This window comes from Flavobacterium myungsuense (assembly GCF_042677265.1).
GTDB classification, from domain to species: Bacteria; Bacteroidota; Bacteroidia; order Flavobacteriales; family Flavobacteriaceae; genus Flavobacterium; species Flavobacterium myungsuense.
Map to the genome: position 1 here is coordinate 13,816 of NZ_JBHTIZ010000004.1, position 14,635 is coordinate 28,450.

At 32.0% G+C, this 14,635-nt stretch carries 14 protein-coding genes; 9 read left to right on the forward strand and 5 right to left on the reverse strand.

Annotated features, from left to right (window positions below):
• Nucleotides 1–10: 10 nt before the first annotated feature.
• From ACFQ0S_RS00255 to guaA, 4 genes are all read right to left on the reverse strand, one after another.
• Nucleotides 11–412, reverse strand: a complete 402-nt coding sequence (locus tag ACFQ0S_RS00255; protein ID WP_379755064.1) for an OsmC family protein — start codon at nucleotides 410–412, stop codon at nucleotides 11–13.
• Nucleotides 412–2,487, reverse strand: coding sequence for a LysM peptidoglycan-binding domain-containing protein (locus ACFQ0S_RS00260; protein WP_379755061.1), 2,076 nt, complete (start codon nucleotides 2,485–2,487; stop codon nucleotides 412–414). Before ACFQ0S_RS00260 ends, ACFQ0S_RS00255 begins: the two co-directional genes overlap by 1 nt.
• 52 nt (nucleotides 2,488–2,539) lie before the next feature.
• On the reverse strand, nucleotides 2,540–3,193 hold the full coding sequence (locus ACFQ0S_RS00265) for a LysM peptidoglycan-binding domain-containing protein (protein ID WP_379755058.1): 654 nt from the start codon (nucleotides 3,191–3,193) through the stop codon (nucleotides 2,540–2,542).
• Between the two features lie 105 nt (nucleotides 3,194–3,298).
• Complete coding sequence (guaA, locus tag ACFQ0S_RS00270) at nucleotides 3,299–4,828, reverse strand: glutamine-hydrolyzing GMP synthase (protein ID WP_379755056.1); 1,530 nt, start codon at nucleotides 4,826–4,828, stop codon at nucleotides 3,299–3,301.
• A gap of 200 nt (nucleotides 4,829–5,028) precedes the next feature.
• Here guaA and ACFQ0S_RS00275 point away from each other — a divergent pair, with 200 nt between their 5' ends.
• The 7 genes from ACFQ0S_RS00275 to ACFQ0S_RS00305 all read left to right on the forward strand — a co-directional run bounded on the left by ACFQ0S_RS00275 (nucleotide 5,029) and on the right by ACFQ0S_RS00305 (nucleotide 11,665).
• Nucleotides 5,029–5,751: a MotA/TolQ/ExbB proton channel family protein gene (locus ACFQ0S_RS00275; RefSeq protein WP_379755053.1), complete on the forward strand. Its 723-nt coding sequence runs from the start codon at nucleotides 5,029–5,031 to the stop codon at nucleotides 5,749–5,751.
• Nucleotides 5,741–6,133, forward strand: a complete 393-nt coding sequence (locus ACFQ0S_RS00280; RefSeq protein WP_379755050.1) for an ExbD/TolR family protein — start codon at nucleotides 5,741–5,743, stop codon at nucleotides 6,131–6,133. Before ACFQ0S_RS00275 ends, ACFQ0S_RS00280 begins: the two co-directional genes overlap by 11 nt.
• Nucleotides 6,134–6,224: 91 nt before the next feature.
• A complete protein-coding gene (locus tag ACFQ0S_RS00285) occupies nucleotides 6,225–7,481 on the forward strand; it encodes a voltage-gated chloride channel family protein (RefSeq protein ID WP_379755046.1) in 1,257 nt (418 codons plus the stop codon).
• Nucleotides 7,482–7,549: 68 nt separating this feature from the next.
• Nucleotides 7,550–8,554: a DHH family phosphoesterase gene (locus ACFQ0S_RS00290; RefSeq protein ID WP_379755043.1), complete on the forward strand. Its 1,005-nt coding sequence runs from the start codon at nucleotides 7,550–7,552 to the stop codon at nucleotides 8,552–8,554.
• 3 nt (nucleotides 8,555–8,557) lie between these two features.
• The gene (gldI, locus tag ACFQ0S_RS00295) at nucleotides 8,558–9,157 is read left to right on the forward strand and encodes a gliding motility-associated peptidyl-prolyl isomerase GldI (RefSeq protein ID WP_379755040.1); all 600 of its coding nucleotides are present in this window, start codon (nucleotides 8,558–8,560) and stop codon (nucleotides 9,155–9,157) included.
• A 16-nt stretch (nucleotides 9,158–9,173) separates the two neighbouring features.
• The gene (locus ACFQ0S_RS00300) at nucleotides 9,174–10,298 is read left to right on the forward strand and encodes a peptidylprolyl isomerase (RefSeq protein WP_379755037.1); all 1,125 of its coding nucleotides are present in this window, start codon (nucleotides 9,174–9,176) and stop codon (nucleotides 10,296–10,298) included.
• Nucleotides 10,299–10,411: 113 nt separating this feature from the next.
• The gene (locus ACFQ0S_RS00305; RefSeq protein ID WP_379755034.1) at nucleotides 10,412–11,665 is read left to right on the forward strand and encodes a peptidylprolyl isomerase; all 1,254 of its coding nucleotides are present in this window, start codon (nucleotides 10,412–10,414) and stop codon (nucleotides 11,663–11,665) included.
• 74 nt (nucleotides 11,666–11,739) lie between these two features.
• On the opposite strand, the gene ACFQ0S_RS00310 is transcribed toward ACFQ0S_RS00305, so the two are convergent.
• Entirely contained in the window at nucleotides 11,740–12,180 is a 441-nt protein-coding gene (locus tag ACFQ0S_RS00310) for a hypothetical protein (RefSeq protein ID WP_379755031.1), read from the reverse strand.
• Between the two features lie 166 nt (nucleotides 12,181–12,346).
• Between ACFQ0S_RS00310 and ACFQ0S_RS00315 the strand changes: the two genes are divergently transcribed.
• Both ACFQ0S_RS00315 and ACFQ0S_RS00320 read left to right on the forward strand, forming a co-directional pair.
• On the forward strand, nucleotides 12,347–13,108 hold the full coding sequence (locus tag ACFQ0S_RS00315) for a prohibitin family protein (protein ID WP_379755028.1): 762 nt from the start codon (nucleotides 12,347–12,349) through the stop codon (nucleotides 13,106–13,108).
• 10 nt (nucleotides 13,109–13,118) lie between these two features.
• Nucleotides 13,119–14,555: an NADP-dependent isocitrate dehydrogenase gene (locus tag ACFQ0S_RS00320; RefSeq protein WP_379755025.1), complete on the forward strand. Its 1,437-nt coding sequence runs from the start codon at nucleotides 13,119–13,121 to the stop codon at nucleotides 14,553–14,555.
• The last annotated feature ends 80 nt before the right edge of the window (nucleotides 14,556–14,635 follow it).

Genomic DNA, 14,635 nt, shown 5'->3' on the forward strand with positions numbered 1-14,635 from the left:
CGCAATTACATTACTTCCAATTAAAAGTAATTCTCTTATCAATCTCAGGATGTAAACTCAAAAAAACAGGACAGGTCATTGCGGCTCTTTCTAGGATGATTTTGGTTTTTTCATCGGGAGCATATTTCATGTCGAATACAATTTCTATAGCACTTATTCTTCTCGGCTCAGCTTGCATGATTTTAGTTACTGAAGCAGTAGAACCTTCAAGATTGATATTCATGTCGCGAGCTTTAATTCCCATGATGGTAAACATACAACTGCCTAGGGCATTGGCAACTAAATCAGTAGGAGAGAATGCTTCTCCTTTACCGTTATTATCCAATGGTGCATCGGAGAGAATTTTGGTTCCTGATTGTAAATGAGTTGATGTAGTTCGTAAATCGCCTAAATAGGTTACTTTTGAAGTCATTAGTTTACTTGTTTTACTGATAAATCTTCTTGAAACTCCATGATATAAACTCCTTTGTTTGTATAGCCTTCAGAGTTCTTTTTTGAATATTCAAACTTGCTTTCTATTTGTTCGGTTTTATCTTCATTTGCTGACACTTCAAAAGATTTTCCTTGAGATAACCGCAATAAAGTATCAAATGTAATGTCGAAACCTCGAGTGGCAAATTGACTCGGAAATACTTTATTTTTTTCTTTATACTGGTTTTCAAAAATAACTGCTTCTGGCGAATCATTTTCTCTAGTGAGCGAAGGATAAAGCATTTTTAAAATAGTGAGTCTTTTCATAGAAATTTCTTCAAAATCAAGAGTTCCATTAGGTTCGATAATCACCAATTGAAGTTGAAAATTAACCAATTCGTTTAGTAAAACATTGGTTGTACTTAAAATCATTCCTGTTCGTTCTGAATCCATAACCACATAATTCATCTTGTCTTTTACAAACAACGTTTTAAAGGTTATAATATCTAAAGCTCCAGTTTCAGTAAAAGGAACAAACTTGGCCGACGGATATTTTTTAGTAATAAACTCTTTATTGGCAATTTTTTTAGGATCACTGACAACAATAATATTCGCTCCTTTAGCCATCATAAAATCGAACATAGCCGTTTTTGTGAAGTCACTTGGTGGCATGGCTTGGTATAAATTGCTATAGGATTTTCCTATTTCTTTAGATAATGGAGAAATAACTGGAACGTTGGCATCATTTAAAAGTTCTGCCACTTTCTCTACATATTGTTGGTAAAAAGGCCCGATAACAGCATTAGCTTCTTGAAGATTATTGTTTTTAACTACATTAACAACGTTAGAAGTTAACTTACTTTCCTCAGAATCGAAAATCTTAACCTCAACATTTAAACCTAATGTTTTAGCGGAATCAATTGCCATTAAAGCACCTGAATAAAAATCGAGTGTCATGTTTAAAAACGCATCTTTTTTTAATCGAACTCCAATGGTTTTTAAGGTATCTCCTTGTATTTTTGAAGCATTAAAAGGAAGTAATAATACCAATTGCTTTTTGTCTTTAGCGTTGATGGTTTTAGTTAAGTCAGAAAATTTAGCATTTGAATTGGAAAGATTTACAATTTTACCTTTACCTGGTACTTTTAGAATCATACCAATCCTAACTCCGTCTTTTAAAGTCGGATTTAAAGTCATTAATTCCTCTTGAGAAATATTAAAAGACTGCGACAAACTATAAAGTGTTTCTTTTGGCTTAACTTCATAATTAGCAAAACCATTAAACTTTTGTGTTCTAATAACTTCCGTTACCACGGTTTCTTGTTGAATAATTTCTTTAATTACGGGTTTTGGTTTTTGAACTTCTTGAATTACAACTGCCTTTTTTGTTTCATCTCCACTAATTAGTAGTTTAAAACCTATCGTTAAATTGGATACAATTTCTGGGTTTCGTTCTTCTAATTCTTGAACCGTAATTCCATATTTTTTAGCAATTCCGAACTTGGTTTCTTTGGGCTCTACTATATGGTAAATTGCTTTTTCTGCTTTAGAAACTATTGGTTCTTTGGCTACCTTTTTAACAACTGGTATTTCTGCAATTACAGGTTTTGATTCTGTAATAGCAGTTGCTTCACCACTTGGAATTTTAATAACTTGACCTATTTTTAAACCATCTTTAAGCGCCACTTCGTTCAAACTTTTTAAATCATCAACACTTACATTATAATCTCTAGAAATACTGTAAAGATTTTCTTTAGGCTTTGCTGTGTGAGTTTTTGGGTTCGAATTTGAAACTTTAGGCTTAGATGCAATTTCAGAAACAGGCTTGCTTTCTTGTTTTAAAACTGTTTCTTTTTGTGCTACTGTTGGTATCAACAAAACATCATTTTCATTTAAACCAGTTTGAGAGTCCGGGTTTATTTTATAAATATCATAAGGCGTTACTTTATATTTAGTGGCTATTTCTTTAATCGTTTCGCCTTTCGAAACAGTATGCTTAGTAAAACTATTATCTTGTGCAAAAAGGGAACAAGAAATGGAAAATGCTACATATAATGAGACTATAAAATTTCTCATTTTTATGATTTTTTCTGTTTTTAAAATGAAGTAGCTCAATGTAAATCTTATTTTAATTGTTACTTTTAATGATCAGTGTTTGACCTATTTGCAAACCATTTTGCAATAAAAACTCGTTATGTTGCTTTATTTCGTCAATACTTATATTGTACTTCTTAGATATGGCGTATAACGTTTCTTTAGGTTCTACTTTATGTCTGAACTCAATTTCAGCTTTTTTTTGCTTATTTAGCGATTTAGATTCAGTACTTTCTAAAGCCTTTTTTGAAGAAATTTTAATGACTTGACCTATTTTTAAACCTTCAATTAATAGTTCTTTATTATTTAATTGTATCTCCTCTACTGAAACATTGTATTTCTTAGATAAACCATACAAGGTTTCTTTTGGTTCAACAACGTGATTGATTTGAGATGAATCTTCTACTGCAACAATTGCTTTCTCAACAGTATTTTCAAGCGATTTTACTAATGGTTTTTCTTCTATCTTATTCACAGAAATAACCTGAGTAACTTCTGGAGATGGTTTATCTTGGGTTATCGCCACAGGAATAGAAATATCTTTTCTAAGAACTGGAATTTTCAAAACCATTCCTTGGCTTATACCATTTATAGCAAACCTATTCAATCTGTATATTTCCGCAGGATCTACCAAATATTTTTTTGATACAATCATAACAGATTCATTAGATTGTACTTCGTGATTCACAATATCAAATTGTTGGTCATTTGATATATTTTGACCAAAATTATTTATTGATACACAAGTTACAAAAAAAAATAAAATAAGCTTTCTCAAATTTTGAATTTAAAATTATTCCCATTCTATTGTTGCTGGTGGTTTAGAACTAATATCATACACCACTCTATTTACTCCTTTAACTTTATTTATAATATCGTTAGACACTTTCATTAAAAAATCATAAGGTAAATGCACCCAGTCAGCAGTCATTCCATCAGTAGATTCTACGGCTCTTAGAGCAACAACCTTTTCATAAGTTCGCTCGTCTCCCATTACCCCTACACTATTTACAGGAAGTAATATAGCTCCGGCTTGCCAAACTTTATCATACAATCCCCACGATTTTAAACCATCAATAAACACAGCGTCAACTTCTTGCAAGATACGAACTTTTTCTAAAGTTATATCACCTAAAATTCGAATTGATAATCCTGGTCCTGGAAAGGGATGCCTACCCAATAATTCAGGGTCAATTCCTAAGGTGGCTCCTACTCTACGTACCTCATCCTTGAACAGCATTCGCAAAGGTTCAACTATTTTTAACTTCATAAAATCAGGTAAACCACCTACGTTATGATGCGATTTGATAGTTGCTGATGGGCCTTTAACTGAAACCGACTCGATAACATCGGGATAGATGGTTCCTTGAGCCAACCATTTTACATCTTCAATTCGATGTGATTCATCGTCAAAAACTTCGATAAAAGCATTCCCAATAGCTTTTCTTTTCAACTCTGGATCAGTAATTCCTGCTAAAGCATCATAAAAACGTTGGGAAGCGTCTACTCCTTTTACATTCAAACCCATTCCTTCGTATTGATTCAAGACGTTTTGAAATTCATTTTTACGAAGCAAACCATTATTAACAAAAATGCAGTATAGGTTTTTACCTATTGCTTTGTTTAATAAAACCGCTGCAACTGTTGAGTCTACACCTCCTGAAAGTCCTAAAACCACTTTATCGTTTCCGATTTTTTCTTTCATTTCAGTTATAATTTCTTCAACAAAAGCGTTTGGTGTAAAATTCTGAGGAACATTTGCGATTTTTACTAAAAAATTCTCTAACAATTGTTTCCCGTCTGTAGAATGATAAACTTCGGGATGAAACTGAATGGCATAAGTAGTTTCTCCTTCAATTCTATAAGCAGCATTCTTAACATCATTTGTACTGGCAAGGTGAACACCGTTAGTTGGTAATTTTTTAATGGTATCACTATGTGACATCCAAACTTGAGAATTTTCAGAAATTCCTTCAAAAAAAGGTTCTTCACTTTTAATGAAAGATAAATTAGCTCTGCCATATTCTCTAGTATTGGATGGCGCTACTTCGCCTCCGCTAAAATGAGCCAAATATTGGGCTCCATAACAAACTGCCAGCAAAGGTAATTTGCCCCGTATTTGTGATAAATCAGGATGTAACGCATCGTCAGATCGAACTGAAAATGGGCTTCCTGATAGAATTACCGCCTTGTAACTAGACAAGTCTGTTGGAAAATGATTGAATGGAAAAATTTCGCAGAATATATTTAATTCGCGAACGCGTCGGGCAATAAGTTGTGTGTATTGCGATCCGAAATCTAAAATAAGTACGTTGTGTTGCATGTGCAAAAATACCTTTTATATCCGAAAATTAAAATTTAGATACCAAAAAACTCTTTTTGTTTTATAAAGGAATACTTAATCAGCAAATTTTTCGTTATTCACATAATAATAAAAAGTCTGTTCATAAATAAATTCTAATATAGAGCAGTTTTTTAAAAATTTATGCACTTTTGTAAACAAAATAAAAACAACTACAATTTATGGTCATTTTAAATTTTCTATTACAAGCAAATCCCGTTACTGACACCATTGCAAATGCTATTGCAAATCCAGCAAATACTGAAGTTAGCGTTACAGAAAATATTTCCTATTTAGATTTTTTATTAAAAGGCGGAATCATGATATATCCGCTAATTATTCTACTTTTTTTCTGTATTTATGTCATTATCGAGCGGTATTTATCTATCAAAAATGCTTCTAAGCAAGATGTCAATTTGGTAAACGACATTAAGATGCAATTAAAAACCGGAAAATTAGACAACGCAATAATGTTGTGTAGTAGAGAAAATACCGCATCAGGAAATATTTTAAGAAGTGGAATTTCTATTATAGGTAGGCCAATAAGCGAAATTGAATCGGTAATGGAAAAAACAGCAAACATTGAGATTGCTCAAATGGAAAAAGGTCTTGGGCATTTAGGATTAATTTCTGGTATTGCTCCTATTCTCGGATTTATTGGAACCATTTCGGGAGTTATTAAAATTTTTCATACCATTTCTAATACTGGGAATTTGAATATTCAAACCATTTCAGGAGGGTTATATGAAAAAATGATTAGTAGCGGTGCGGGATTAGTGGTAGGGGTTATTGCTTATTGTGGCTATCATTTATTTAACATGATGATTGACAACTTTACTTTAAAAGTACAAAGACAAACGCTTGAAATAATTAATGTAATTCAAGAACCACAAAATGGCAATTAAAAGAAACAAACGATTTCATCCCGAAATCCCGACTTCGTCTTTGAGCGATATTATGTTCTTTTTGTTTTTGTTTTTTCTAATCATTTCAACATTGGCAAATCCAAATGTGATAAAATTAACATTGCCTAAAGCAAAATCAAACGAAACAACCAATAAAGATCATGTATCGTTATCCGTTACAGAAGATAAAAAATATTATATTAATAAAACCGAAGTGTCTTTCGATCAATTAGAGCAAGCATTATACGATGCAACTACTGCAGCCAATGATAAAGTAGTTGTGGTTCGAGTTCCAGCTGATAATAAAGTACAAGATTTAGTCGACCTAATGCAGATGGGGGTAAAATTGAAGCTGAATTTTGTAATCGCAACTTCAAAATAAACCAAGAAATATTTAATAAAGAACCTGTCATTTTGATAGGTTTTTTTGTAAAGCATTTTGATTACTTTTATTGTTTTTTAAACTTTTTAATTTGAATTATTATTCTGAAAATTTTTCTATTAAAACCCTTTTCAAATGGACTATAATTTGTTTGATTATTGGAATACTTTCAGGGTCTACATCATCGTTTTTTTTAGTTTCTTTAAATTGGGTTACTGAATACCGGGAAAATAATTCATGGATAATATGGTTGCTGCCAATTGGAGGATTATTCATTGGTTTGGTGTATCATTATTATGGAAAAACGGCTGTAAAAGGCAACAATCTGATTTTAGAGGAATACGAGAATCCTCAAAAACCCATTCCATTATTAATGGCACCTTTGGTTTTAATTGGAACATTAATCACTCATCTTTTGGGTGGCTCGGCTGGACGTGAAGGAACTGCAGTACAAATGAGTACGGCAATTTCAGATCAACTAACAAGGGTATTCAAATTAAACAATTCTGAGAGAAAAACCATTTTAATTTTAGGAATCAGTGCCGGTTTTGCTTCTGTTTTCGGAACACCCTTAGCAGGGGCAATATTTGCTTTAGAAGTTGTCTTTTTCAGCAGAATTAATTTCAAAAGTGTTTTTACTTCGTTCTTAGTTGCCTACATATCCTATTATGTAGTTGAATTATGGCATGTAAAACATACACATTACTTTATTTCTAGTGTTCCAAATTTTTCGTTTTTAAATCTATTTTGGGTTAGTATTTCAGGTATTTTATTTGGATTAACAGCTCTATTTTTTTCAAAAACCACCCATTTTTGGCATGAATTATTTTCAAAATATATTTCATATCCACCGGTTCGACCATTTGTTGGAGGAGTAATTTTGTCTATAAGCTTTTACTTCATTGTAACTACAAAATATATTGGTTTAGGAATTCCTTCAATAGTGGATGCCTTCAACCATACCAGTGCAAATTATGATTTTTTACTTAAAATTCTCTTTACAGGCTTTACACTTGGTGCAGGTTTTAAAGGCGGAGAAGTAACTCCACTTTTCTTTATTGGAGCCACTTTAGGAAGTTCACTTTCATTATTTATTCCTTTACCAATTGCCCTTTTAGCGGGCATGGGATTCGTTGCCGTTTTTTCGGGAGCTACTCATACTCCTATAGCTTGTACAATTATGGGAATGGAATTATTTGGACTAGAAAGCGGCATTTATATTGTAATTGCTTGTGTTATTGCTTACTTTTTTTCAGGATCTATAGGCATTTATAGTTCCCAAATTGTTAGAGGACCAAAATATAAGCTATACAGAAAATGGAATAGTTCTAATTTAGAAGATTTATAGCAATGAAAATCTTAGATTATTCATAAATGTTTTCAGGATTAGTGTAAAAAAATGTAAATTCGCTGCCTATGAAAAAGGAAGACATTCAAGCACTGGCATTATTGCTTTCAGTACCCAAAAAAATAGCTATAATTCCGCACCGAAGTCCAGATGGAGATGCCATGGGTTCGACATTGGCTCTATATCATTTTTTACTGAAATTAAATCATGAACCAATCGTCATTGCACCAAACGAATTTCCAGATTTTTTAGCTTGGCTTCCAGGTTCTGAGAACGTTTTGATTTTCGAAAAAGATAAAGAAAACACCACTAAAATTCTTCAAGAATCGGAACTTATTTTTACATTAGATTTTAATGCTTTACATCGCACAGGAGAAATGGAGCACGTTTTAAACAAACTGCAAACTACTTTCGTAATGATTGACCATCATCAAAGCCCTGATGATTTTGCCCAATTCACCTATTCTGACACTAGTTTTGGTTCTACTTGTGAAATGATTTATAATTTTATTGCACAACTTGATAAAAAGCAATTCATTGACAAAACGATTGCCACTTGCATTTATACTGGAATTCTAACCGATTCTGGCTCTTTTCGTTTTCCAAAAACAACAGGAACAACACATCGAATTATTGCCGATTTAATTGATTTAGGGGCAGAAAACACTGAAATCCCAACCTTGCTTTTCGATAATAATTCTTATGATAGATTGCAATTACTAGGAAGAGCATTACAAAACATGAAAGTTTTTCCAGAATTTAAAACCACCTATACCTCGCTTTCTCAAAAAGAACTCGACACTTTTCATTATGTAAAAGGCGATACTGAAGGCATTGTAAATTATGGTTTGACAATAAAAGGCATTAATTTTGCAGCCATTTTTATTGAGCATCGTGATGAAAACATTATTAAGATTTCTTTTCGTTCTCAAGGCGATTTTGATGTAAATCAATTTGCACGTAACCATTTTAATGGCGGCGGACACATCAATGCCGCTGGGGGAAAATCAAGTCTGTCTTTAGAAGCTACAATTTCAAAATTTGAACAATTGATTACCCAAATAAAAATTTAAGCTATGATGAACTATAAACAAATTGTTATTTTAATTCTTGGAAGCTTTCTTTTTATAAGTTGCTCTCAACATCAACAGGCACGCAGACCTATATCGCAATCTTCAGGAACTTTCCTTAAAGAATCGGTTGAACGAAATAAAAAATTAATTTCAGGTGAAGAAGCTAAAATAGATTCTATCATTAAAAGTGATCCAAATATAAAATACATCGCTTCAAATAAAGGCTATTGGTATCGTTATGACACTAAAAATACTCAAGATACTTTGCGACCAAGAAAAGGTGATATTGCTCATTTTAATTATGAAATAAAGGATTTAGACGGTAATATTATTTATTCAGAATTGGAATTACGACCTCAAACTTATTATATAGACAAAGAACAAAAAATGATTATTGGTTTACGACACGGTTTAAAATTGATGCGTAAAAACGAAACGGTAACTTTCCTTTTTCCTTCTCATATGGGTTACGGATATCATGGCGATAACAGAAGAATCAGTCACAATCAACCGTTAATGTACACTGTTACATTGACCGATTTTGCATCAGAAACTAAACAAAATATTGAGCCAAAAGAACCATTAAAGACAATAACAGAATAACAATTAAATTTAAAAAATGAAAAAGCAGCTTTTCCTATTACTATCTATAAGTATTTTATTTAGCGCTTGTAAAGACGAATACAGTAAATTACCTGATGGGTTGTATGCTAATATTGAAACCAATAAAGGCAACATCATACTTGAACTTGATTTTGAAAAAGCTCCTATTACGGTTGCAAATTTTGTAAGCTTAGCTGAAGGCAAAAATACTTTTGTTAGTGAGCAACTGAAAGGAAAACCATTGTATAACGGATTAAAATTTCATAGAGTGATAAAAGATTTTATGATTCAAGGTGGAGATCCATTAGGAAATGGTTCAGGAGATACAGGTTATAAATTTAAAGATGAAATTACTGATTTACGTTTTGATAAAGGCGGCATTCTGGCCATGGCTAATTCTGGACCACGAACCAATAGCTCTCAGTTTTTTATTACCCATGTTGAAACACCTTGGCTTGACGGAAAGCATACTATTTTTGGTCATGTTGTTGAAAACGGAATGGAAGTAGTTAATAAAATTGAGCAAGACGATTTTATAAAAAAAATTACTATTATTCAAAAAGGAGAAAGAGCAAAAAAGTTTGATGCTGTAAAAACCTTTACTGATTTTTTTAGTAAAGAAGCAGAAAATCAAAAAAAGCAAGCGCTAATTGATGCCGAAAATCAAAAGATTTATGATGCAAAATATAAGGTAGTTAAAGAAGAAAAAATCGCTTACTTTGAGTCTATTAAAAAAACAGCTACTAAGTCAAGTTCTGGATTGCGTTACAAAATCATTTCTAAAGGAACCGGTAAAAAGCCTGCAAATGGTGCAAATGTATACATACATTATTCTGGGTTTTTAGAAAATGGCGAATTATTTGATAGTAGTGTTCCTGAAGTTGCAACTGCATTTGGAAAATTTGATCAACAAAGAGCAAATGCCAAACAATATGTTCCTATTCCATTTCAAGCAGGAAGAAAAGACGGAATGATACCTGGGTTTATTGAAGGTATAGAAAAAATGGCTTTTGGAGATAAAGCAGTGCTATTCATTCCACCTAATTTGGCTTATGGAGCTCAAGGTGCAGGGGGAGTAATTCCGCCAAATGCTACTATTATTTTTGAATTGGAATTATTAGAAAGTATGCCAAATCAATAAAGAAATTAATTGCAATGAAAATTTCAATTTCAATAAAATAAAAACTAAAAAAGGGAATAAACCTGAACATCCCTGCAATTGCGAAATAAGTAAGGAGAATTAAACATACAACAATGAAATTTAAAGTTATCGTTTTATTATTTTTAGGAATGATGAGCGGGTTTGCTCAAAATACAAAAAAACCAACTGGACCAAAAAAAGCAATTACAACTGCATCTAAAAAAACAGTATCTAAAACGCCTCTTAAGAAAATAACCCCTACTGCTTCTAATGAAGGAATTTTTGCTGAATTTGAAACCTCTAAAGGTAAAATAGTAGTTCAATTAGAATATAAAAAAACACCCATTACAGTTGCTAATTTTATAACTTTAGCTGAAGGGAAAAATACTTTTGTTACTGATGAAAAACTAAAAGGAAAACCGTATTACGATGGATTAAAATTTCATAGAGTAATAAAAGATTTTATGATTCAAGGAGGTGACCCTGCAGGAAACGGTTCTGGAGGAAGTGGTTATAGTTTTAAAGATGAATTTGTACCAGATATGAATTTTGATAAAGCCGGAATTCTTGCAATGGCGAATTCGGGACCAGCCACAAACAGCAGTCAATTTTTTATTACTCACAAAGATACTCCATGGTTAAATCAAAAACATACTATTTTTGGTTATGTTACAACTGGTCAAAATGTAGTAGATGCGATTGAACAAAATGATGAAATAAAAAAGTTAATCATTGTTAGAAAAGGCGAAGAAGCTAAAAAATTTGATGCAGTAAAAACATTTTCTGATTATTTTGCAAACAAAGGAGAAGATGATAAAAAACAAGCAGCGATTCAGGCTGAAGCTAGAGCAAAGCAAATCGCAATTGAGGCTGAAGCTAAAAAAGTTTATGACGAAAAGTATGCACCTGTAAAAGCTGATAAAGTAAAATATTTAGCGGGTGCAAAAGCAACTGCAAGCAAATCGGCTACTGGATTAGAAACAAAAATTCTTCAAACAGGATCTGGTAAAAAGCCAACTGATGGGTCAACAATTTACATACATTATGCTGGTTATTTAGAAGACGGAAGTCTTTTTGATAGTAGCTACGAAGAGGTTAACAAAGTTTATGGTAAATTTGATGCAAATAGAGCTTCTCAAAACGGCTATCAACCATTTCCTTTTGAAGCAGGAAAAAAGGACGGTTTGATTCCAGGATTTCTTGAAGGAATAAGTAATTTATCCTTTGGAGACAAAGCACTATTATTTATACCCTCTAATTTAGGATATGGAGAACGTGGAGCAGGAAATGTAATTCCACCAAATTCGAATATCATTTTTGAAGTAGAATTGTTTGAAACCATACCAACTGCTGAACCAAAAAAATAGTTGTTATTATGAATAAAAAATGGGATTCACTTTGCTGTAAATCCCATTTTTATTTTTGATTACCTAATTTATAATTACTTACTGTTAAACTTCCAGTCAAACTCATCTTTACTATTAATAATGGCTCCAAGTTCTACTTTTACAACCTCTTCAAATTCAGTTTGCAGGATTAGCCAATGATCTTCGTTAAAGTAGTTCTTGAAAGTATCAAATTCTTCTTGCGTAAATTTTACGAGTCCTTTCTCAGCCAATTCCTTTTTAACATCACTGATTTTTTTTCCGATTACTGTTGTTCCTAATACCTGCAATTCAGAACTAGAAGCCACAATATAACCTAATTTAAACGCTTCGTCTTTATAGAAAGTCAAACGCATTTTTAAAGAATTATAAGCTAAAATAATGTTATCATCCTCATCTTTATAATTCCTATTGGGCTGCCCGTAAATAGCAATTACATCGTTTTGTTTCATCCCGAAAAGGAGTTTATCTATTCCTGATTTTAGGTTTACTTTCATTTTATGTCAATTTTACCCAAAGATATTTAATTTGATTGTTTTATTAATTAGAATCTGAACTATAATCACAAAACAAACTATAAATAATTTTTATGTATTGTATTAAAAAATAATATAAAAATTTATGCTTTATTATTTATAGATTTGTTTAAAAATATAAAAAATCATGAAACAATTTATTTATTTATCAGCAATTTGTCTCCTATTTACTAATTGTGTAACCATTAAGCCAGGAGAAGTAGGTTTAAAACAAAAATTAGGAAAACTTTCCGAAAAAGTACATCCGCAAGGACCCGTTTTTTTTAACCCATTTATTTCAAGAATTATTCGAACTTCAATTCAAACAAGAAACTTAGAATTAAGTTTAAATCTACCTAGTAAAGAGGGTTTGAGTATTAACTCACAAATATCAATACTTTATCGACTTGAAAAAACTGAAGTGGTAAAGATTGTAAACGATTTAGGTTTGAATTATGAAGGTATCATTGCTAATGTATTTAGATCAGCGTCGGCAGATGTCTGCTCTCAATATTTTGCAAAAGACATGCACTCTGGGAAAAGGTCAGATATTGAATCTGATATTCAAAAAAGGATGTCTAATAATTTACTAAATAAAGGAATTGTTATAGAGTCTGTGTTGATGAAAAGTATTCAACTACCACAAGGTCTATCACAATCTATAGAAAGCAAATTACAAGCGGAACAAGATGCAATGCGTATGGAATTTGTTTTAAAACAAGAAAAATTTGAAGCCGAAAGAAAAATTATTGAAGCTACAGGAACAAGAGATGCACAAAAAATTATTTCAGAAGGCTTGACTGATGAAATACTAAAACTTAGAAGCATAGATGCATTTAATGAATTATCAAAATCTCCGAATGCAAAAATAATAGTAACCGATGGTAAAGCACCATTTTTAATAAATTAATACCTAAAAAATGCAAAGAATCACAATCGCAAAAGGCGACGGAATTGGTCCAGAAATTATGGACGCCACTCTAGAAATTATTAAAGCTGCAGGTGCACAACTTGAGTATGATGAAATAGAAGTAGGTGAAAAAGTATATCTTTCAGGGAACACTTCAGGTATAGCTTCTGAATCATGGGACATTATAAGAAGAAACAAAGTCTTCCTTAAAGCTCCAATCACAACTCCCCAAGGTGGTGGATATAAAAGTTTGAATGTAACGACACGAAAATTTCTAGGATTGTATTCAAATGTTAGACCTTGTGTTAGTTTACACCCTTTTGTAGAAACGAAACATCCTAAAATGGATATTGTTATTGTTAGAGAAAATGAAGAAGATTTATACGCAGGAATTGAGCACCAACAAACAGATGAAGTTGTTCAATGTTTAAAAATAATTAGCCGCCCAGGTTGCGAAAAGATTGTTCGTTATGCTTTTGAATATGCAAAAGTATACGGAAGAAAAAAAGTTACTTGTTTTACAAAAGACAACATCATGAAACAATCGGATGGATTGTTTCATCAAGTTTTCGATGAAATTGCAACAGAATATCCAGAAATTGAAAACGAACACTGGATTATTGATATAGGAGCTGCAAAAATGAGTGATACTCCAGAAGTTTTTGATGTAATTGTTACATTAAATTTATACGGCGATGTATTGTCTGATATTGCTGCACAGATTGCTGGATCTGTTGGTTTAGCTGGATCTGCTAATATTGGAGAAGAGTGTGCTATGTTCGAAGCAATTCATGGATCAGCTCCCCGTCGTGCAGGACAAAATTTAGCTAACCCTTCTGGATTGTTAGAAGGAGCTGTTATGATGTTGAATCATATTGGTCAAACAGAAATTGCAGAAAAAGTACAAAATGCTTGGCTTAAAACTATTGAAGATGGTATTCATACCTATGATATTTTTAAAGAAGGAATCAGTAAACAAAAAGTGGGCACTAAAGAATTTGCACAAGCAATAGTGGCTAATCTAGGTAAAAAACCATCTCTACTTAAAGAAGTTTCATATGCCAAAGAAGCTGTTCTTAACTTACCTAAATATGTAAAAAAACCTGCTGCTAAAAAAGATTTAGTTGGTGTCGATATTTTTGTTCATTGGAATGGAACCAACCCTGATGAATTAGCAGAAAAAATTCAAAAGCTAAATAATGACAGTGTCAAACTTTCTATGATTACTAATAGGGGAATTAAAGTATGGCCTGACGGATTTAGTGAAACCTTTTGTACTGATCATTGGCGTTGTAGATTTAAACCTTTCAACAGCCATCAAATAGACAAACAATCGATTATTAAACTGTTGTTAAGTGCAATCGATAATGGAATAGATTCTATAAAAACAGAAAACCTATATGAATTTGACGGAAAACCTGGCTATTCATTGGGTCAAGGACAATAATTCAATACTTTTAATTTTATTCCAAATTAAAAAAGTGCTTAGTTATAATTTTTAACTAGCACTTTTTTGTTTTATTTATT